Here is a 20,987-nt window from a genome sequence, read left to right as displayed (position 1 = left end):
GGCACCGAGGCCCGGTCCGGGACCCGTGCATCAGGGCACGGCGGTCCACTTCACCCAGTTGTCATCGGCGGCCTGGAAGTCCGCCTTCAGCGTCTTGCGCATGGCGTCGACCTCGGCCTGCGCAATGTCGGCATCCTTGACCTGCTTTCCGGTGGCCGCGGTTCGCGCCTTGGCCAAGTCGGATTTCGTCACCGTCGCGTTGCCGGCCCAGATGGCTTTCGCCGTGCCGACATTCGCCCAGTATTTGCCCTGGGACTGCAGGTCGGCCTGGTAGGCCGCTTTCCAGCGCATGTTGCTCGCGGACACCGCGTTCAACAGCTGGGCCAGCGATCGCTGGTTGCTCACGCCCTTCTGTGCGAACGCCTGCAGATGCACCCGCTCGAAGTTCAGCGGCAGCAGCCCTTCCTTGGCGGCCAGCAGATCGCGCTCGTTCCACCAGCGGGTCGCTTCGCCGGCCTTGGCGGCTTCGAGCCCGTTGAGCCAGTCGGCATCGGTGGCGATCACCCCGTTGCCCTTGACCCACTGGAACCGCCGAAAGCCGATGTCCGCCGCGCGGCCGAAGTTGTGGTTGCTCTCGCCGGGCCCGGCATTGGTCTGCGTCTCTGCCGCCTGCTGGGCGAAGGTGCGGCGGCGGCCCGTGGGCGTGATCCACAGGACGATCTTGTGGGTGTCGTACATCTGCTGCACCAGGTTGGACAGCTTGGCGCGAAAGGTGGGCTCGTACTCCGCATCGCTGGCGATCGCCGCCTTGCTGGTGGCCGCATCCTTGGCATCAGCCGCGATATACACCGTCTTGGAGCCGGGGGAAGAGCGCATCGCCTGGTGGGTGGCCGGCAGCATGGCATTGAGTTTTTGCAACGTCGCGCTGCCAGGGGCGACCAGACCCAGTGTCTCCTGGGCTCCGCCCGCCGCAGCCGGCACGGGTGGTACCGCTGCAGGACCTTTCGCTGCAGCGGCCTTGGCGACCGGGCTCTGCGCCAGCTTCTGGTCGATCTGAAAGCGTTCGATCGCCGCGCGGGTCTGCCCACCGTAGCTGCCGTCGTAATCCACGCTGAGGTAGGGCGCATTCTTGGCATCCTTGATGACCCGCAGCATGGCTTGCAGAAGTGCCACGTCGTGGCCTTGGTTCTTGGCGCCTTCTCCGACGCTGTCCTTGATGTCCGGCATGGTGCTCCCTCGGTGCGATGGTTCGGGCTTAGGGGTTGGAAGATGAACGCGGCGACAGGCGACTGAGCAGATGCTGCCGTGCCTGCAGGCCTGGCTGGCACTGTCCCAGGCGCGCCGCCTCCGCATGGGCCTGCTCGGGTGCCACCGCCAGTGCGATCAGCGCGTAGCGGTGGGGCACCCGCCCTTTGCCAGGCCAGGTGTCCACCACGCCATATCCCGCGAAACAGGCCGACGCGGCGCGTGCAGCGCGGGCCGCACGGACGGTGGGATACGAACCCGCCACCACCGCTTGCACGGCGGCCAGAGACGGTTCTTCGGAAAACACCTGCCGTTTGGCGTCCCACGCCAGACGCTGGGCGGACACCTTGTCGGCCGCATCGTCATCGGGGGAAAAGAACACGGAAAGGTACATGGGCGCATGGCCTGGCGTGGCGATGACCTGGGACACGTAGGGTCCCTGCGGTTCGCTGCGCGACCATGCCATCTTGAGAGTGCCCTGCGAAGCCACGTACAGCGCGTGGCGGCGCTTGGGGTGGTCGAACCCGGCCATCTGCGTGACCAGCAAGGCGCGCGCACCAGAGGGCTTGCCCGGCTCCACCGGCACGGCGCTGGCCGACGCGGTGACCGTGCTTTCCTCTTCCCCCGTCGACCAGACGCGGGACGCGGCGGTGTTGGCCAGAAACGGGCCGGTTCCCGGCTGCGGGGCGTCCAGCGGCTGCGCGGGCGCTGCAGAGGCAGGCCACTCCAGCGCCGTGGCCCCCAGTACCGATACACCCGCACCGCCTTCGGCCAGCGGCTCCCCGACCCCGGACAGCAGGCGAACCTCGAAAGCACAGGCCGCATCCTTGCATGCAGCAAGGGAAAGCTCGTAGCCCTGCTGCACCCCAGGCACCGGCTGGCCATTCGCCGGGAAAGACTCCAGCACCTGGCGGGAGGAAGGAACGTCGTTCTGTGCGGAGGCGGCATTGGCCACCCCTGCCAGCAACAGGAAGGACGCCAGCACCCCCAGCGCCCGGGTGGCGGCGGGCACGCCAACCGACGGGCAGGCACTGCGACATGACGATGAGGGGGAAACCATGGACATCCGCCTAGAAAAAGAAGGAAACACGGTGCGCTGGCCCCAAGGAAGGACAGGCAAAGCATGCGCGCGCCAGGCCATGCGCTTCGGGCAAGACCGGGGGCCATGGCAACGCCCGGCGCAGCGTTCGAGAGCGAACGCCGGCGGATGGTACCGGGCGCGTTACACCTGATCCAGTCTTCTTACGAGCTGAATCAATTAAGGCCGCGGTGTCAGGCGGGTGTCATCCAACGGTGCTCTCGCCCTGCCCGCAAACCCGCAGCACCTCGGCCCCATACGCCTCCATCTTCTTGGCGCCCATGCCGCTGATACCCTGCAGATCGTCCAGCGTGGACGGGTTGCGTTCGGCGATCGCGGCCAGCGTGGCGTCGTGGAAGATCACGTAGGCGGGCAGGTTGTGCTCGCGCGCGACCTCGGCGCGCCAGGCCTTGAGGTTGATGAAGCGCACCTGCGCGTCCGGCCCCAGGTTGGCCGCGGCGGCCGGTGGGGCGGCGCTGCGGCGCGTGCGCCGGGCCGGCGTGGCGGCCGTGGATTCGCGCAGCTGCACCGGCGTCTGGCCCTTGAGCACCGGGCGCGAGCCGTCGGTGAGGCTGAGCGTGTCGAAGCTGTGGCCGCTCTCCAGCATCACCTTGTGAAGGCCCACGGCGCCGGTGGCCAGCAGCTGGCGCAGCACGCCGCGCAACTGCGCCTCGGAGTAATCCTTGCCCAGGCCGAAGGTGGAGAGCTGGTCGTGGCCGAACTGCTTGACCTTTTCGGTGTCCTTGCCGCGCACGATGTCCATGATGTGCCCGGTGCCGAAGGTCAGGCCGCTGGCCTCGTGCACGCGGTAGATGGTGGACAGCAGCTTGCGCGCCGCATCCGTGCCATCCCACACCGCGGGCGGGCTGATGCAGTTGTCGCAGTTGCCGCAGGGCTCGGACGGCTCGCCGAAATAGCCCAGCAGCCGCACGCGCCGGCAATCGGTGGCCTCGGCCAGGGCCAGCAGCGCGTCGAGCTTGCCGCGCATGACCTGCTTGAATTCCTCGCCCGCCGGGCTTTCGTCGATCATGCGGCGCTGGTTGACCACGTCCTGCAGGCCGTAGGCCATCCAGGCGTCGGCCGGCAGGCCGTCGCGGCCGGCGCGGCCGGTTTCCTGGTAGTAGCCCTCGATGTTCTTGGGCATGTCCACGTGCGCGACGAAGCGCACGTCGGGCTTGTCGATGCCCATGCCGAAGGCGATGGTGGCCACCATCACGATGCCCTCCTCGCGCAGGAAGCGGTCCTGGTTCTGCTGGCGCACCTCGGGTGGCAGACCCGCGTGGTAGGGCAGCGATTTCAGGCCCGCATCCACCAGCGCGGCGGACATCTCTTCCACCCGCTTTCTCGATTGGCAATAGACCACGCCCGCGTCTTCGGGGTGCTCGCGCTCGATGAAGCGCAGCAGCTGCGCGAGCGGCTCCTTCTTTTCTTCGATGCGGTAGCGGATGTTGGGCCGGTCGAAGCTGCTGACGAAGTGCTGCGCGCCTTCGAGCTGCAGCCGTTCGACGATGTCGGCCCGCGTGAGCGCATCGGCCGTGGCGGTGAGCGCGATGCGCGGCACGCCCGCATAGCGTTCGTGCAGCACGGTGAGCGCGCGGTACTCGGGGCGGAAGTCGTGGCCCCACTGGCTCACGCAGTGCGCCTCGTCGATGGCGAACATCGACAGTTGCCCGCGCTGGTGCAGGCCGTCCAGCAGCTCCAGGAATCGCGGCGTGGTCAGCCGCTCGGGCGCGGCGTAGAGCATGGTGATGTCGCCGCGCGCCACGCGCTTTTCCAGCTCCTGCGTCTGCTGCCAGTCGAGCGTGGAATTGAGGTAGGCCGCATCGACGCCCGCCTCGTGCAGCGCGCCCACCTGATCGTGCATGAGCGCGATGAGCGGCGAGACCACGATGGCCACGCCCCGCCCCGCATCGCGCCGCACGATGGCCGGTACCTGGTAGCACAGCGACTTGCCGCCGCCCGTGGGCATGAGCACCAGGGCGTCGCCGCCGGCGATCACGTGCTCGACGATGGCCTGCTGGGGGCCGCGGAACTGGTCATAGCCAAAGACGTCGTGCAGAACGAAATGCGCGGGGGACAAAATCGAATACTCTCTTTTTGATAGCAGATCGCCCTAGTGGAATATGCGCTAGAGGCCGATTGGATGGGAATTTCCCGGCCCCGCCGCGCCAGGCGGCCCACCGGGAAAGGCGCTTATTGTGCGCCGGCCCCGCGAACCCACCACCGGCCGGCGGCCCCCAACGATTCGCAATGCGAATGGATCGCTCCGATTATTCAATTGGACGCGAATCGCTGCGCCGGACAAGATGCCTTCAGCCCCGGCACAGGGGCATGGCCTACCGACCCAGGAGACAAACGACATGAAGCACCTCATCCCGGCCCTGCTGGCAGCCTGCGGCCTGGCCGCCGCCGTGGCGCCCGCACGGGCCCAGCAGCCGCCGTACCCCAACGCCCCCATCACCCTGATCGTGCCGTTCGCGGCCGGCAGCGGCACGGACTCGGTCGCGCGCACCGTCGGGCAAAAGCTCGCGGAGCGCCTGAAGCAGCCGGTGCTGGTGGACAACAAGCCCGGCGCCAACGCGCAGGTGGCCGCGCAGATCGTGGCCAAGGCCAAGCCGGACGGCTACACGCTGTTCATGACGACCAACACGTCGCACTCGGCCAACCCGGCGCTCTACAGCCACCTGAAGTACGACCCCATCAAGGACTTCACGCCCGTGGCGCGGGTGGGCGAGCTGCCCTTCGCACTGGCGGTGCACCCCGGCGTGCCGGCGAAGACGCTGGCCGAACTGATCGACTACGCGCGCGCCAACCCGGGCAAGCTGAGCTACGCCACGCCCAACAGCACCTCGCTGGTGGCGATGGAGAGCATCAAGCACATCGCCCAGGTCGATGTGCTGAGCATCCCCTACAAGTCCAGCCCCCAGGCCATGACGGACCTGGTGGGCGGGCAGGTGCAGGTCTACGTGGCCGACCTGGGTTCGGGCAAGAGCATGCTCACCAGCGACAAGGTGCGCACGCTGGGCATCACCACCACGCAGCCCTCGCCCCTGCTGCCGGGCGTGCCGCCGATCGGGCAGACGGTGAAGGGCTTCGACCTCACGTCGTGGAACGGCATCTTCGGGCCGGCCGGCATGCCGCCGGCCATCGTGAACCGCCTGAACACGGAACTGCAGGCCGTGCTGGCCGAAAAGGACACGCAGGACAAGCTCGCGCAGATCGGCTTCCAGGTGTGGCCCAGCAAGACGCCGCAGGAGTTCGCGACCTACGTGGCCGACCAGCTGGCCCACTGGCGCACGCTGATCCAGCAGGCCCGCATCCAGCCCGAATGAACGACATCCCCCTGAGCGGCGTTGCGGCGTCTGCTCGCGCGGGCCGCACCGGTGGCGCCGGCCGCTGCCCCTGTCAGACGTTCTGGAGAATGGCATGACCGACAACACGCATAGCACTTCACGCACCGGCCCCCTGGCGGGCGTGCGGATCCTGGACCTGACCTCGGTCATCATGGGTCCGTTCGCCACGCAGATCCTCGCCCAGCTGGGCGCGGAGGTCATCAAGGTGGAAACGCCCGACGGCGACAACATGCGCCATGTGGGCCCCATGCGCCACCCCGGCATGGGCCACATCTTCCTGCATGCCAACGCGGGCAAGCGCAGCATCGCGCTGGACCTCAAGCACCCGGAGGGCCGCGAGGCCGCGCTGCGGCTGGCCGAGCACTGCGACGTGCTCATCAGCAACGTGCGCCCGCAGGCCCTGGCGCGGCTGGGCCTGGACCCGGCCAGCGTGGCCGCGCGCAACCCGCGCCTCATCCACGTGAGCTGCTGCGGCTTCGACCAGGAGGGCCCCGACGCGGCGCGCCCCGCCTACGACGACCTGATCCAGGGCGCCACCGGCATCCCGTGGCTGATGCAGCAGTACGGCGCGCCCGAGCCGGCCTATGCGCCCACCACGCTGTCGGACCGCGTGACCGGGCTGCATGCGGTGTACGCGGTGACGGCGGCGCTCTATGCCCGCGAGAAGACGGGCCAGGGCCAGGCCATCGTCGTGCCCATGTTCGAGGCCATGGCGCAATTCATCCTGGGCGACCACATGGCGGGCCTGACCTTCGAGCCGCCGCAGGGCGAGGCCGGCTACGCCCGGCTGCTGACCACGCACCGCAAGCCCTATGCAACCGCCGACGGCATGCTCTGTGTGCTGATCTACAACGACAAGCACTGGCGCAGCTTCTTCGCGGCCATCGGCGAGATCGGCGAGGCGCAGGGCCTGGCGCAGGACCCGCGCTTTGCCACGCACGGCGCCCGCGCGGCGAACATCGATGCCGTCTATGCCGAGGTGGCGCGCATCCTGCGCACCCGCACCACGGCCCAATGGCAGGCGCTGCTGGATGCCGCCGACGTGCCGCACATGCCGATGAACTCGCCGGCCGATCTGCTCACCAACCCGCAGCTGCGCGCCACGGGCTTCCTGCACGACAGCGTGCACCCCACCGAGGGGCCCATGCACGCCATGGCCCACCCCACGCGCTGGTCGGCCACCCCGCCGCCCCGCACCCTGGCGCCCGCGCCGCAACTGGGCGAACACACCCGCACCCTGCTGGCCGAGGCCGGCTACACCCCCACCCAGATCGACGCCCTGCTCGCGCAAAACGCCTGCCACGCCGCCACCGGAGAATCCGCATGACCCTCGCCACCACCACCACCGCGCCCCGGTACCGCGTGCGCGCCGCCCAGGTACCCAGCTACCAGCCCGCCAACCACCACCACACGCACAACCAGCGCCTGATCGGCCCCGAGACGGTGGGCGCGCGGCAGATGGAGGTGCTGCTGGGCACGCTGCACAAGGGCGGTGGCGCCCTGCCCCATGCCCATCCGGGCATCGAGCAATCGTGCTACTTGCTCGAAGGCACGGCCCGCGCCGAAGTGGTGGGCGAAGCCTTCGACATGGTGCCGGGCGACATGTGCTTCTTTCCGGCCGACCAGATGCATGTCTTCACCGTGACCAGCGACACCCCCGTGAAGCTGCTGGTGATCTACAGCCCGCCCTACGGCGAGTCGCCCGACAAGGTGATCCGGCCCGCCCCATGAACTTCGACCTCTCTCCCGAACACGCCCAGATCCAGGACGCGATCGAGCGGGTGTGTGCCCCGTTCGATGCCGACTACTGGCTGCGCCGCGACCGCGAAGGCGGCTTTCCGGAGGACTTCCACCGCGCGCTGGCCGACGCCGGCTGGCTGGGCATCGCCATGCCCGAGGCCTACGGCGGCGCCGGCCTGGGGATCCGCGAGGCCGCGCTGATGATGCACACGATCTCCGCCACGGGCGCGGGGCTGTCCGGCGCCTCGGCGGTGCACATGAACATCTTCGGCCTGCACCCGGTGGTGGTGTTCGGCACCGAAGCGCAGAAGGCGCGCTGGCTGCCGCCGCTGATCGCAGGAAGCGACAAGGCCTGCTTCGGCGTCACCGAACCCAACACCGGGCTGAACACGCTCCAGCTCAAGACCCGCGCGGTGCGGGAGGGCGACCATTACGTCGTGCACGGCCAGAAGGTCTGGATCAGCACCGCGCAGGTGGCCAACAAGATCCTGCTGCTGGCGCGCACCACGCCGGTGGAGCAATGCCGCGGCACCGAGGGCCTGAGCCTGTTCTACACCGACCTGGACCGCAGCACCGTCGAGGTGCGCGAGATCGACAAGCTGGGGCGCAAATGCGTGGATTCGAACCAGGTGTTCATTGACGGCCTGCGCATTCCGGTGGAAGACCGGGTGGGCGAGGAAGGACAGGGCTTCCAGTACATCCTGCACGGCCTGAACCCCGAGCGCATCCTGATCGCCAGCGAGGCCGTGGGCCTGGGCCGCGCGGCGCTGGCGCGCGCCGCGGGCTATGCCAGGGAGCGCGAGGTGTTCGGCCGCCCCATCGGCCAGAACCAGGGCATCCAGCACCCGCTAGCCCTGTCGTGGATGGAGCTGGAGGCCGCGCACCTCATGGTGCAGAAAGCCGCATGGCTGTACGACCAGCACCTGCCGTGCGCGGCAGAGGCCAACGCCGCCAAGTACCTGGCGGCCGAGGCCGGCTACCACGCCTGCGAGCGCGCCATCTTCACCCACGGCGGCATGGGCTACGCCAAGGAATACCACGTGGAGCGCTACCTGCGCGAGTCGTGGATACCGCGCCTGGCGCCGGTGAGCCCGCAGCTCATCCTGTGCTTCATCGCCGAGAAGGTGCTGGGCCTGCCGAAATCCTATTGAACGGCCGCAAGCCCCTTTTGGCGCTGCGGGCCGCGCTGGCATCATCGCCGCCATGAAACTGCACCTCCTGCGCTACTTCGCCGTGCTGGCCGAGGAACTGCATTTCGGCCGGGCCGCCGAGCGGCTGGCCATCACGCAGCCGCCGCTCAGCTCGGGTATCAAGGCGCTGGAGGACGAACTGGGCGTGCGGCTGTTCGAGCGCACGAGCAAGCAGGTGGCGCTCACGCCCGCCGGCCATGCCTACCTGGCCGAAGTGCGCGTGGCGCTCGACCGCGTGGCCCGCGCCGGCGAGACGGCCCGCGCCGTGGCCGCGGGGCAGCGCGGCCGGCTGGACATCGGCTTCACCGGCTCCATGGTGTACCGCGACATGCCCGCCATCGTGCGCGCCTTCGGCGAGCGCGCGCCGGGCATCGAGGTCAACCTGCGCGAGATGTCCTCGGGCGAGCAGCTCGAAGCCCTGCTGCACCGGCAGTTGCATGCCGGCTTCATCAATGCCAGCGTCGTGCCCGCGCCCCTGCGCAGCCTGCCGCTGGCCGAGGACCATTTCGTGGCCTGCCTGCCGCAGGGCCACACACTGGCGGGCCAGGCGGAAGTCGACCTGCGAAGCCTCGCCGACGAGACTTTCGTGATGTTCGCGCGCGACGTGGCACCAGCCAACCACGACAACGTGATCGCCCTCTTTCACCGTGCCGGCATCCACCCCCATACGCGCCATGCCACGCGGCAATGGCTCACCGTGGTGGCGCTGGTGGCCATGCGCATGGGCGTGGCCCTGGTGCCGGCCTCGATGGCGCAAGCGGCCGTCCAGGGCGTGCGGTTCGTGCCGATTGCCCACCTGGAGCATCCGACCGTCGGGGTCCTGGCGTGGCATGGCGACGCGTTGACCCCGGTGCTGCAGACTTTCCTCGACGTGGCCGGGCACGGCAAGGGTTGACGCGGCTTCCTACAATCGGGGGATGACTCCGCTCCACTACACCCGCGCCCGACAGCTACCCGACATCCTGGCCCGCCGCATCGCCATCCTCGACGGCGCCATGGGCACCATGATCCAGCGCTTCAAGCTGGGCGAGGCCCAGTACCGCGGCGAGGGCTACAGCGGCCCGGACGGCGCGGGCGACCGGTTCAAGGACTTTCCGCGTGACGTGAAGGGCAACAACGAGTTGCTGAGCCTCACACGCCCCGACGTGATCCGCGACATCCACGAGCGGTACCTGGCCGCCGGCGCCGACCTGATCGAGACCAACACCTTCGGCGCCACGACCATCGCGCAGGAGGACTACAAGATGGCCGATCTCGCGCGCGAGATGAACCTGAAATCGGCGCAGCTGGCCCGTGCCGCCTGCGACAAATACGCCACGCCCGACAAGCCCCGCTTCGTGGCCGGCGCCCTGGGCCCCACGCCCAAGACGGCCAGCATCAGCCCCGACGTGAACGACCCGGGCGCACGCAACGTCGATTTCGAGCAGTTGCGCGCGGCCTACTACGAGCAGACCGAGGCCCTGGTCGAAGGCGGCTCCGACGTGCTGCTGGTCGAGACCATCTTCGACACGCTCAACGCCAAGGCGGCCCTCTTCGCCATCGACGAGTTCTTCGAGAAAAGCGGCGAGCGCCTGCCGCTCATCATCAGCGGCACGGTGACCGACGCCTCCGGCCGCATTCTCTCGGGCCAGACGGTGACGGCGTTCTGGCACAGCGTGCGCCACGCCCGCCCGCTGGCCATCGGCCTGAACTGCGCTTTGGGCGCCACCCTGATGCGCCCCTACATCCAGGAGCTGAACCGGGTGGCGGAAGACACCTTCATCAGCTGCTACCCCAATGCGGGCCTGCCCAACCCGATGAGCGACACGGGGTTCGACGAGACGCCCGAGGTGACCAGCCGCCTGGTGCATGAATTCGCCGCCGAAGGGCTGGTCAACATCGTGGGCGGCTGCTGCGGCACCACGCCGGACCACATCGCGGCCATCGGCCAGGCCGTGGCGCCCGTGCCGGCACGCAAGCTGTTCTACCCCGAGGCCGCCTGATCCCAATGGGGCCGGCTCGGCCCCATTCGAAGCCCTCGGCCCCGGCACGGGCCTGCGGCCACCACCGGGCGCCACGCGCTACGCCAAGTCGGTGCCCGCCGTGCCGGCCGACAGCCCCCAGACCGACCTGCTGCGCGTGCTGCTGCACGTGGTGCTGCTGGAAGTGCCGCAGGTGGAAGGCGGCGTGTGGCGCGCCGGCAGCGGCATGCTGGCCTACGCCTACCCCACCTATGAAGGCAGTGGCGTCAAGATCGACGTGCCGGCCGCCGAGCAGCCCCTCATCGTCGAGTCGGCCAAGCAGGCCGGCAGCACCGGCCAGCCCATCGTGAACCTGGTGCGCGGCAGCCGCGAGGTGCTGGTCGTCGCGGCCTGCCCCCTGGCCGCGCACCCCGGCACCGCGGTGTGGACCATGACGCGCGCCCACGCCGGCGCCATCGCCGCCCAGGACACCCTGCGCACCGGCATCGCGGTGCTGGCACTGCTGGTGGTGGGATCGGGTGCCTGGCTGGGCTGGATGCTGCTGCGCGGCCTGCGCCAGGTGCGGCGTCTGGAAGGCGCGCTGGCGCAGGCCCAGGGCGACGCCGTGCCGCACCTGGAGCGCACCGGCATCCGCGAGCTGGACCGCATCGTCGACGGCTTCAACGCGTTCGGCACCCGCTTGGAAGACGCCCGGGCACGGCTGAAGGAGGCCCTGGCCCAGCGCCACCGCGACCTGCGCCTGACCGCCCTGGGCCGCATGACGGCCTCGGTCGCGCACGAGATCCGCAATCCCATCGCCGCCATGCGCCTGAAGGCGGACAACGCCCTGGCCGCGCCGCCGGCCCGCCATGCCGACGCGCTGGCGTCCATCGTCACGCAGATCGACCGTCTGGAGGGCCTGGTGCAAAGCCTGCTCTCGCTGGTGCAGCCGCTCAACCTCAGCCCCCGCACCGTGCCGCTCGGCCCCTGGCTGCAGGAACGGCTGGACACCGCCCGCCCGGGCTCGCAAGCCCGTGGCGTGCGGCTGGTGCTGCGCGGCGAGGCCCCCGCCGACGCCGTGTTCGACCCTGTGCACGCGGCGCGCGCCATCGACAACCTGCTGGACAACGCTGTGCGCCATGCGCCGTCCGGCGGCGAGGCCGTGCTGTCGGCGCAGGTGGATGCGGCGCGCACCCTGTGCACGCTGACGGTGGAGGACGACGGCCCCGGCGTGCCCGAAGACCTGCGGGCACAACTGTTCGAGCCCTTCGCCACCGGCCGCGCCGACGGCAACGGCCTGGGGCTGGCCCTGGCGCGCGAAGTGGCGCTGGCCCATGGCGGCGACCTGCACTACGCGCCCCGCGAGGGCGGCGGCGCCCGTTTCATCCTGGAGCTGCCATGGCACGCCTCTTAGTCGTCGATGACGACGCGGCCTTCCGCGAATCGCTGGTCGAAACCCTGCAGAGCCTGGGCCACGAAGTGCATGGCGCCGGCGGCGGGGCCGAGGCGCTGGGCCAGGTGGAGCGCCACCGCTACAGCGCCATCTTCCTGGACCAGCGCATGCCCGGCATGGACGGGCTGCAAACGCTGCAGGCGCTGGCCGCGCGCATGGCCCGGCTGCCGCCCGTGCTGGTGCTCACCGCCTACGCCAGCGGCTCGGGCACCATCGAGGCCATGCGCCTGGGCGCGTTCGACCACCTGACCAAGCCCGTGAGCCGCGCGGCGGTCGTGGAGGTGCTGGAGCGCGCCCTGCGCTCCGAGGCCGACGCCGGTGCCACGGCCGCTGCGCCAGCACCGCCACCCGATGCACAAGAGGACGGCGAACTCATCGGCATCAGCGAAGCCATGCGCGAGGTGCACAAGCGCATCGGCATGGCCGCCGCGAGCGATGCCCCGGTGCTCATCGAGGGCGAGACCGGCACCGGCAAGGAACTGGTGGCGCGTGCCCTGCACCGGCATTCCACGCGCGCGGCGGGCCCGTTCGTGGCGGTGAACTGCGCAGCGATTCCGAAGGAATTGCTGGAAAGCGAACTGTTCGGCCATGTGAAAGGCGCCTTCACCGGCGCGGCCACCGAGCGGCCCGGGTGCTTTCGCGCGGCCGATGGCGGCGTGCTGCTGCTCGACGAGATCGGCGACATGGCGCCGCAGGTGCAGGCCAAGCTGCTGCCGCGCGCTGCAGGAGGGCGAAGTCACGCCATTGGGCAGCCACCGGCCCGTGAAGGTGAACGTGCGCGTGCTGGCCGCCACGCACCGCGACCTCGCGGCGGCCGTGCGCGGGGGGCGGTTTCGCGAAGACCTGCGCTATCGGCTGGATGTGCTCCACATCGTGCTGCCGCCGCTGCGCGAGCGCCTGGCCGACATCGTGCCGCTGGCCGAGCATTTCCTGCGCGTCGCGGCGGCGCCGCAGCCCGCCAAACGGCTGTCGGCCGGCGCGGCGCGCGCGCTGCTGGACCACGCCTGGCCCGGCAACGTGCGCGAACTGCGCAATGCCATGGAACGCTGCCATGCCCTGCAGCGCGGCCCGGTGGTGGGGGCCGCCGACCTGGGGCTGCAGCCATCGCCGGCCACGCCCGACGACCCCGGCCCCAGCCACGGCGCCGGGACGGGCGACGCGTTGCCCGCTGCCTGGCTGGAGGGATCGCTGCCCCAGGCCATCGAGCAGTTGGAGCGGCGGATGCTGGCACACGCGCTCGCACAGGCCCAGGGCAACCGCTCGCTCGCGGCCCGGCGGTTGGGCATCCACCGCCAGTTGCTCTACAGCAAGCTCACGCAATACGGCATCGAATGACCGCCAGCCTGTCGCAAAAGCAGACAACCTGTCGCCGTTCCACCCACTGCGCGTGGTCACCATCGCACGCAAGTGATTGATTCATAAGGAATTCAGCCCTGACACGCGTCTTGAGTGAGAAAGCGCACCACCACTCGAAAGGATGACTTTCATGACGCTCCACCCCTTGCTCCGCACCAGCCTGATGGCCGCCGCCCTCGCCGCCGCCAGCGCCCGCGCACAGCTGCCCCCACCCCCGCCCGGCGGGCCGGTCCCCCTGGCCCAGGCCCCCGCCGCCGAGCAGTCCGCGACCGCGAGCGGCCGGCTGCAGCGCTGGCTGCCCAACCCGAACGGCGAAGCGGACGGCCTGCTGCTGCAGGACGGCACGCAGATCGCCTTCCCGCCCCACCTGTCGGAGTCCCTCACCGCGTGGCTGCGCCCCGGCGACCCGTTGGAGGTCACCGGCTGGCATCGTCCCGATGCCCCCGTGCTGCGCGCCGATACCTTCCAGTCGCAAGGCCGCACGGTGCAGGACACGCCGCCCACGCCCGGCCAGCGCCCCCCGCCACCCTCGCGCGAAGCCCTGACCGCCCTTCAGGCCAATGGCCGCGTGGCCCAGGTGCTGTTCAACAGCCGCGGCGATGCGCATGGCCTGCTGCTGGAAGACGGCGTCGTCGTGCGCTTTCCGCCCCACATGGGCACGTCGGTCGCGGCGCTGCTCAAGCCCGGCGCCACCGTTGCGGTGCGCGGCTGGGGCACCCGCAATGCGCTGGGCACCGGCATGGAAGCGGCGCAGATGGGCGCCACGCCGGACACCCTGCAGGACATGCTGGGCGGCCCGATCGGCGCCCCGGCGCTGCGCCGTGAAGCCGCCGCCCGGCCCGCGTCATACACCCGTTTCTTCTTTCCTCACCCATTCGGAGACACCATGAGCAAACCCCAGGAAATGATCGACGTCTGGTCCCTTGAAGGCCAGTTCCAGCATGCCCTCTACAGCCCGCGCGGCGACGTCGAGGGCGTGATGATCGACGTGGACGGCGTGCCTGCGCAGTTCGTGTTCGGCAAGCACGACGACCGTGCGGCCCAGTCCTTCGAGGCCCTGCGCGCCGGCCAGACGGTGGTCGTCGACGGCACCGTGGCGCCACCGCCTCCCCATGGCGAGGCCGCGCACGAGGTCTATGCGTTCGAGCGGCTGGTGTCCATCGACGGCCAGGCGTTCGCGCCGGACGACGCACCGCGCCAGGTGAAAGGCCATGTGGCGCGCCTGCACCACGCCCGGCACGGTGAGCCCAACGGCGTGGTGCTGGACACGGGTGATTTCATCCACACACGGCCCGAAGGCTTTGCCCGGCTGCACCTGAAGCCGGGCGATGCGGTGACGGCCGAGGGCCCCGCACGGCCCTTGCGCGGCAGCACCGGCGCCCACGTGATCGATGCGCACACCGTCAACGGCCACGCCGTGCCGGGCAAACCCGCCAAGCCGTAACGCCATGACCGCCGCGCACACCGCCCCCGGCGCGCTTTCCGCGCCCACCCCGGCCGTACCGCCGCCCGCCCGCACGGGCGTTGCGGCCGGGGCTTCCCTGACCGCCCTGGCCTGGATGGCGTTCTTCATGGCGGACGTGCGCGACGGGCTCGGTCCGTTCCTCGCCACCTACCTGCAGACCCAGCGCATCGACCAGACGATGATCGGCATCGTGCTGTCCGCCGGGGGGCTGGCCGCCATGGCGGCCACGCCGCTGGCCGGCGCCCTCGCGGACCGTACGCGCGCCAAGCGGGCGCTGGTGGCGGTCTGTGCGCTGGCGGTGCTGGGCGCCAGCGCCGTCGCCTTCCTGACCCGGTCGCCCAGCCTGCTCGTGCTGTCGCAGGTGCTCACCGGCGCGGCCGGCGCCGTGCTGGCGGCCGCACTGGCCGCGCTCACACTCGGGCTGGCGCGCAGCGCCGGCCTGCGCCACCAGACCGGCCGCAACGAGGCCTACAGCCATGCCGGCAACATCGTGTCCGCGCTGGGGGCCGCGGCCTTTGCGCACTGGATGGGCGCGCCCTGGATGCTCATCGTCATGACCGCCATGGCCGTGGGTGCGCTGGCGTGCCTGCGGGCGATCCGGCCCGGCGACATCGACCATGTGGCCGCGCGCGGCGCCGAAGCCGACGGTGCCAAGCCTGCCCCCTCCTCCCATCCCGAAGCCGTGGCACCCGAAGGTTTCCGCGCGTTTCTGGGCCACCGCGCGCTGTGGTGCTTCGGGCTGGCCTGCGCGCTCTTTCATCTGGGCAATGCGTCCATGCTGCCGCTGCTGAACCAGCGGCTCGCCGCCACGGTGCCCGACTCGTCTCCGCTGCTGTGGACGGGCGTCGCCATCGTCGTCGCCCAACTCACCATGGTGCCGGTGGCCCTGTGGGTGTCGCGCAGCCGGCGGTGGGACCTGCAGGTGTTCGTCTACATCGCCATCCTGGCCCTCCCCGTGCGGGGCGTCATCGCCTGGGCCATCCCCGATGCCTGGGCCAACATTCCGGTGCAGGTGCTCGATGGCCTGGCGGCCGGCGCGCTGGGCGTGGCCACGCCGTTGATGGTGGAGCGGTACGTGCGCGGCAGCGGCCGCTACAACACCGCGCTGGGGCTGGTGATGACGCTGCAAGGCGTGGGCGCCGCGCTGAGCCCCGCCGTTGCCAACAGCGTGGTCGGGGCGCAGGGGCATTTCGGCCTCGCGTTCGCCGTGCTGGCGGGCTGCGCGGTGCTGGCCCTGCCGGTCTTCTGGCTGGCGCAGCGGACTGCGGGCCGCCGCGGCGCGGCAACCGCACCGCCGCCGCCCTTGCCGGCCTGAGCTGGAAGGCCCCTCCCACGCCGTTCCGATTGACGCCTGCGGGCCTGCTGCGTTACAACATGTTTCCTGCCGCGTCCCGATGGCTGATACCGATTCTCCGGTGCAACCCCTGCGTTGCCTGCCCCCGCGGCCTGTCCCAACCGAAACTGCAGGGAGCACACCGCATGGCACGACGCGACGGCATCCACGACATCTCCATGGGCGCGCACGACGCCCTGCATGCGATCGGCCGCCGGGCTGACGCGCTGTTGCTGGGCATCGTCGCCCTGGGCGGGGCCGTCGCCCTCTGGATCGGCGCGGTGCACGGCCGGCCCGGCACCGCCGCGCTGTGGGGCCTGGGGCTGACGGGCCTGACCGCCCTGGCCTACCTGCTGGCACGCGGCACGCTGCTCAGCCGGCTGGCCATGGTGGTGGCCGGCATGGGCATGGTGGCGCTGCACATCCAGCTCAGCCTGGGCGCCACCGAAATGCACTTCGGCGTGTTCGTGTTCCTGGCCTTCCTGCTGGCCTACCGCGACTGGCGGCCCATCCTCTTCGCGGCGGGGCTGATCGCCGTGCACCACATCGCGTTCGACCGGCTGCAACTGGCGGGGCTGCCGATCTATTGCCTGACCGAGCCCGACTTCGGCCGCATCCTCATCCATGCCAGCTTCGTGGTGGTGCAGACCGCGGTGGAAGTCGCCATCGCCCTGCGCACGCGGGCCGACGCCATCGAATCGGCCGAGCTGCAGCAGCTGTGCCGCCTGCAGCCGAACGGCCAGCTGTCGCTGGACGTGGGCCACGTGGCCGTGCGCAGCGCGGCGGCCCGGGCGCTGCAGGGTGCCTTGGGGCGTCTCAATGGCGTGGTGGCCGACGTGCACCAGGCCGCGGCCGGCCTGGCGTCGGCCTCGGGCGAGATCGCCTCCGGCAACCGCGACCTGAGCCAGCGCACCGAGCGCACCGCCTCGCACCTGCAGGAGGCCGCCGCATCCATGGAGCAGCTGGACGGCGTGGTGCGCCACAGCGTGCAGGAGGCCGTGGCCGCGCGCCGCCTGACGCAGGAGGCCACGCAACTGGCCGAACGATGCGGCGGCGTGGTGACGGAGGTGGTCGCCACCATGGAGGGCATCCATTCCAGCGCCGGCCGCATTGCCGACATCGTGGGCGTGATCGACGGCATCGCCTTCCAGACCAACATATTGGCGCTGAACGCAGCCGTGGAAGCCGCCCGTGCCGGCGAGCAGGGCCGGGGCTTCGCCGTGGTGGCCAGCGAGGTGCGGGCCCTGGCCGGGCGCAGCGCCGAGGCCGCGCGCGAGGTGCGCACGCTGATCGCCGCCTCGGTGGCGCAGGCCGAGCGCGGCAGCACGCTGGCGGCCGACGCGGGCCGCAACATGCAGAACGTGGTCGATTGCGCACGGCGCGCCTCGCAGGTGGTGGGCACCATCAGCACGTCGGTCGAAGGCCAGTCCAGCGACCTGGGCCGCGTGAGCACGTCGGTCACCGAACTCGACCACATGACCCAGCAGAACGCCGCGCTGGTCGAACAGTCCTCCGCCGCGGCGGCCAGCCTGCTGGAGCATGCCGGCCGGCTGAAAAGCGTGGTGGAGGGCTTTCAGTTCCAGGCGCCGCGCGGCACGCTGGCGGCGCCCGCATGAGACGGCGGCGCATGCCGCCTCGCGTCAAGCGAGCTTGAGGTACACCGTTCCCTGCTCCACGCGGACGGGGTAGCTGCGCAAGCCCTGGGTGAGCGGCGCGCACAGCGCGCTGCCGTCCCTCACGTCGAAGCGGCCCTGGTGCAGCGGGCATTCGATTTCGTGCCCCTCCAGGAAACCGTCGCACAGCCGCGCATTGCCGTGCGTGCACAGGTTGTCGGTGGCGAACACTTCGCCGTCCACGGTGTAGAGCGCCACGTCGCGTCCCTCGACGGTCACGCCCACCACGTCGTCCTCGGGCAGGTCGGCGCGCGCGGTCGCTTCGGTCCATCCGGTGTCGATTGCTGGCATGGTGTGTCTCCTCTCAGATGGGGTAGATGATGGAATTCGGGATCATTTCGCTGTCGTAGATGCACTCCTTGCGGGCGAAGCGCAGGCCTTCGGGCGTGCGCACCACCACGTCCAGGTAGCGCCCGACGTTGAACACCGTGGAAGGCTCCGAGAGCTTGGTGCGAAAGACGGCGTAGTTCGCCTCGCACGCCCAGCGGCCCTCCCCGGCCCGGCGAACGATCGGCGCGCCGATCACGTGGCGCTGGTAATACGGGTCGTGGAACAGCGTCTCGCGGATGCCGTACACGCGGTCCTTCAGCATGCCCTGGCTGTCGAACGACAGCGTGGCCAGCGGCAGGCCGCGCTCGTGGTTCTCGCGCGGCTGCAGGCGGTAGAGGCAGTCTTCGGTGAAGAAGCCGGGCCACCGGTCCCACTGCGCTGCGTCGAGCGCGGCGGCGTAGTCGGCATAGAGCTGCTGCAGGGCGAAGTAGTCGGCGAATTCGATCGCGGTGGATTGGGCGTCCATGGTTCAGTCCTCCTTTTCCATCACGCCGCGCCAGTACTCGTACATGCCGCGGATCAGCGTTTCGGTGACCATGTGGTCGGTGTCTCCCACCTCCCGGCCGCCCAGCTCCACCAGCGCGCGATGGAAAGGTTTTTGCTCGAAGCCCTGCTGCGAGAACTCGATCACCTCGCCGTCGTCGGCCGAGACGAAGCCCGCCGGCCCGAACAGGTTGGCCTGGCGCAGGCGGCGCTCGGTCATCTCCTCGGTATCGTCCTCGAAGCCGAAATGCGTCCATTCGAAATCGAAGGCATCGTGGCCCACGGGCTGGATGTGGCGCGTGGAGACGCTGTTGACTTGCTGCTGCAGGATCACGCTGGGGAACAGCGTGGTCATCACCGCCGTGGGCCCGCCCCACCAGGGCTCGGGCACGATGTCGAGAAAGCGCGGGTCTTCCAGCTGCATGCCGGCCTTGAAGCTGGAGACGTTGGACACGTCGGACTGCCTCTTGGCCTCGCCGCGCGTGGACACCATGGCCGCGTGGCGGTGGCGCGCATCCATCTTCAGCTCCGACTTGTTGTCGGCCCGCCAGAGGCCGAAGGTCACGAACCAGGTGTGCAGCAGGCCGGGGTGGTAGGGGTCCTTGATGTTCTCCTGCATCAGCTTCCAGTTGCCCGGAATGCGCTGGCGGTTGTAGCCCAGGATCTTGAGCTTGCGGCCGTTGAACAGGCGATCGAAGTAACCCAGGATCACCGGCCCGAGGAAATCCTCCAGCGGCTCCACGCCATGGTCGAACGAGGCAAAAACCACGCCGCCGCGCGTGGCCACCTTGAGCCGCGTCAGGCCGTGTTCCTCCAGCTTGAAATCCGCCGGCATGCCGCCGTGGACCTTGCCGTCCTGCTTGACGCCGCGCCGGAAAGGCACGCCCTGCAGCGCGCCGTCGAGCTTGTAGTTCCACTGGTGGTAGGGGCAGACGAACTCCTTGCGGTTGCCATGGCGCTCCCGGCAAAACCGCATGCCGCGGTGCGCGCACACGTTCTCCACCACGTGCAGCTGCAGGTCCTCGCCACGCACCAGGATGACGGAGCGCTCGCCGATGGCGGTGCGCTTGAAGTCGCCCGGGTTCGGCACCTCGGCCTCCAGGCCCACGTAGCACCAGTGGCCGCGGTAGAAGAACCGCTCCAGCTCGCGGCGGTAGATGTCCTCGCTGGTATAGGCCGCGAAGGGCACGCGGTGCGTGCCGGGGCTTTCCCAGGTCGGATGCAATGGGAAGACGGGGTGGGGCGTACTCATGGCGTTGTCTCCTTGGGGCTTGTGATGGGGCGCTGCGAATCAAGAGAGGGAAGGGCGCGCAGGAAGGGGCGCTGGCCCTGCCTCACGGCGTGCTGGCGTAGAAGGCATCCGCGTAGAGGTGCTCGGCGGCGACACCGCGCTGGCGCGCCAGCAGCGACACGGCCTCCACCATGGGCGGCGATCCGCACAGGTACGCGCGCCAGCCTTCCAGCGTGGGCCAGTCCTGCGCGATCGCGTCGGTGACCAGGCCCGTGCGCTGGCCCGGCGCCGCATCGGCCGCGGCCACCACGGCATGCACCTGCAATTGCGGGTGCCGCTGCTGCAGATCTTTCAGCCACGGCAGGCCGTAGACGTCGCGCGCCGATCGGGCGCCGGCATAGACGTGGATGGGGTTGGGCATGCCCGACTCCAGCGCACCACGCACGATGGAGAGGATGGGCGCCAGCCCCGTGCCGCCCGCCACGCAGAGCATGGGACCTTCGTACTTGCGGCGCAGGTAGGCCGAGCCCAGCGGCCCGCTCACGCGCACCGCATCGCCCACGGCCAGCACCTGGGCCACATGGGTGGACACCCGCCCACCCTCGACCAGCCGCACGTGGAATTCGAGTTCGTCATCGTGCGGCAGCCCGGCCATCGAATACGGCCGCACCAGGCCCGGGCCGAACTGCAACTGCGCGTACTGCCCCGGCGAGAAGTCCAGCGGCTTGGCCGGCTTGAGGCGCAGGCGGCGGATGTCGTGCGTGAGCGTTTCCACCGCCGTCACCGTGGCCTTGAGCGTGCGGGCGGTGTGCACCACCACCTCGTCAGGCTCGGGGATCTCGATGGTGCAGGACTCGCTCAGCACCGTCTGGCAGGCCATCACGTACTGCCCCTCGCCACCACCCAGCGGCGGCATGCGCAGCGCTTGACCGGAATCGAGTACCTCGCCCGAGAGCACCTTGCAGCGGCAGGTGCCGCAGCGCCCGGCCATGCAACTGTAGGAAACGGGAATCTGGTGCTCGCGCAGCACTTCCAGCAGGTTGGCGCCCGGCGCCACGGGCAGCACGCGGCCCAGCGGCTCGATATGCAGTTCCATCGGGTTGTCTCACTCAAGGTCGTTGTTATGGCCCCGATCATTCCTGTGATCCGATAATCAGCCAATAGAATGGCGTGAATA

17 protein-coding genes and 1 pseudogene are annotated in these 20,987 nt (G+C 70.1%); 11 read left to right on the top strand and 7 right to left on the bottom strand.

Features of this window, described 5'->3' with window-relative positions:
• Positions 1-30: 30 nt before the first annotated feature.
• The 3 genes from AVKW3434_RS09865 to recQ form a co-directional block, all read right to left on the bottom strand.
• Complete coding sequence (locus AVKW3434_RS09865; RefSeq protein ID WP_284405698.1) at positions 31-1,167, bottom strand: M15 family metallopeptidase; 1,137 nt, start codon at positions 1,165-1,167, stop codon at positions 31-33.
• Positions 1,168-1,195: 28 nt separating this feature from the next.
• Complete coding sequence (locus AVKW3434_RS09860) at positions 1,196-2,197, bottom strand: hypothetical protein (protein ID WP_284405697.1); 1,002 nt, start codon at positions 2,195-2,197, stop codon at positions 1,196-1,198.
• Between the two features lie 271 nt (positions 2,198-2,468).
• Positions 2,469-4,343, bottom strand: coding sequence for a DNA helicase RecQ (gene recQ, locus AVKW3434_RS09855; protein ID WP_284405696.1), 1,875 nt, complete (start codon positions 4,341-4,343; stop codon positions 2,469-2,471).
• Positions 4,344-4,623: 280 nt separating this feature from the next.
• Here recQ and AVKW3434_RS09850 point away from each other — a divergent pair, with 280 nt between their 5' ends.
• The 11 genes and pseudogenes from AVKW3434_RS09850 (at position 4,624) to AVKW3434_RS09800 (ending at position 17,709) form a co-directional block, all read left to right on the top strand.
• Entirely contained in the window at positions 4,624-5,595 is a 972-nt protein-coding gene (locus AVKW3434_RS09850) for a Bug family tripartite tricarboxylate transporter substrate binding protein (protein WP_284405695.1), read from the top strand.
• A gap of 94 nt (positions 5,596-5,689) precedes the next feature.
• Positions 5,690-6,943 carry a CaiB/BaiF CoA transferase family protein gene (locus AVKW3434_RS09845; RefSeq protein ID WP_284405694.1) on the top strand — a complete coding sequence of 418 codons (1,254 nt, stop codon included), beginning with the start codon at positions 5,690-5,692 and terminating at the stop codon, positions 6,941-6,943.
• A complete protein-coding gene (locus tag AVKW3434_RS09840; protein WP_284405693.1) occupies positions 6,940-7,347 on the top strand; it encodes a cupin domain-containing protein in 408 nt (135 codons plus the stop codon). The genes AVKW3434_RS09845 and AVKW3434_RS09840 overlap by 4 nt, the downstream gene beginning before the upstream one ends.
• On the top strand, positions 7,344-8,507 hold the full coding sequence (locus AVKW3434_RS09835) for an acyl-CoA dehydrogenase family protein (protein WP_284405692.1): 1,164 nt from the start codon (positions 7,344-7,346) through the stop codon (positions 8,505-8,507). The genes AVKW3434_RS09840 and AVKW3434_RS09835 overlap by 4 nt, the downstream gene beginning before the upstream one ends.
• Before the next feature lie 52 nt (positions 8,508-8,559).
• Positions 8,560-9,441, top strand: a complete 882-nt coding sequence (locus tag AVKW3434_RS09830; RefSeq protein WP_284405691.1) for a LysR family transcriptional regulator — start codon at positions 8,560-8,562, stop codon at positions 9,439-9,441.
• Positions 9,442-9,463: 22 nt separating this feature from the next.
• On the top strand, positions 9,464-10,528 hold the full coding sequence (locus AVKW3434_RS09825) for a homocysteine S-methyltransferase family protein (protein ID WP_272566075.1): 1,065 nt from the start codon (positions 9,464-9,466) through the stop codon (positions 10,526-10,528).
• Between the two features lie 91 nt (positions 10,529-10,619).
• Positions 10,620-11,900, top strand: coding sequence for a sensor histidine kinase (locus AVKW3434_RS09820; RefSeq protein WP_284405690.1), 1,281 nt, complete (start codon positions 10,620-10,622; stop codon positions 11,898-11,900).
• Positions 11,885-13,274 (top strand): annotated as a pseudogene (locus tag AVKW3434_RS09815) (sigma-54-dependent transcriptional regulator). The gene AVKW3434_RS09820 and the pseudogene AVKW3434_RS09815 overlap by 16 nt, the downstream one beginning before the upstream one ends.
• A 151-nt stretch (positions 13,275-13,425) precedes the next feature.
• Positions 13,426-14,739, top strand: a complete 1,314-nt coding sequence (locus AVKW3434_RS09810) for a hypothetical protein (RefSeq protein WP_284405689.1) — start codon at positions 13,426-13,428, stop codon at positions 14,737-14,739.
• 4 nt (positions 14,740-14,743) lie between these two features.
• The gene (locus AVKW3434_RS09805; protein WP_284405688.1) at positions 14,744-16,075 is read left to right on the top strand and encodes an MFS transporter; all 1,332 of its coding nucleotides are present in this window, start codon (positions 14,744-14,746) and stop codon (positions 16,073-16,075) included.
• A gap of 164 nt (positions 16,076-16,239) precedes the next feature.
• Positions 16,240-17,709 carry a methyl-accepting chemotaxis protein gene (locus AVKW3434_RS09800; protein WP_284405687.1) on the top strand — a complete coding sequence of 490 codons (1,470 nt, stop codon included), beginning with the start codon at positions 16,240-16,242 and terminating at the stop codon, positions 17,707-17,709.
• A 24-nt stretch (positions 17,710-17,733) separates the two neighbouring features.
• Here AVKW3434_RS09800 and AVKW3434_RS09795 read toward each other — a convergent pair whose 3' ends face one another.
• From AVKW3434_RS09795 to AVKW3434_RS09780, 4 genes are all read right to left on the bottom strand, one after another.
• The gene (locus tag AVKW3434_RS09795; protein ID WP_272566083.1) at positions 17,734-18,057 is read right to left on the bottom strand and encodes a non-heme iron oxygenase ferredoxin subunit; all 324 of its coding nucleotides are present in this window, start codon (positions 18,055-18,057) and stop codon (positions 17,734-17,736) included.
• A 13-nt stretch (positions 18,058-18,070) separates the two neighbouring features.
• Positions 18,071-18,562, bottom strand: a complete 492-nt coding sequence (locus AVKW3434_RS09790; protein WP_272566084.1) for an aromatic-ring-hydroxylating dioxygenase subunit beta — start codon at positions 18,560-18,562, stop codon at positions 18,071-18,073.
• 3 nt (positions 18,563-18,565) lie between these two features.
• Entirely contained in the window at positions 18,566-19,831 is a 1,266-nt protein-coding gene (locus AVKW3434_RS09785; protein ID WP_284405686.1) for an aromatic ring-hydroxylating dioxygenase subunit alpha, read from the bottom strand.
• A gap of 82 nt (positions 19,832-19,913) precedes the next feature.
• The gene (locus AVKW3434_RS09780; RefSeq protein WP_284405685.1) at positions 19,914-20,906 is read right to left on the bottom strand and encodes a 2Fe-2S iron-sulfur cluster-binding protein; all 993 of its coding nucleotides are present in this window, start codon (positions 20,904-20,906) and stop codon (positions 19,914-19,916) included.
• Positions 20,907-20,987: the final 81 nt, after the last annotated feature.

This window comes from Acidovorax sp. SUPP3434 (assembly GCF_030159015.1).
In the GTDB taxonomy this organism is placed as follows: Bacteria; Pseudomonadota; Gammaproteobacteria; order Burkholderiales; family Burkholderiaceae_C; genus Paracidovorax.
Note: the sequence above shows the minus strand (reverse complement) of the source record. Positions and strands in the feature narration are given on the sequence as shown.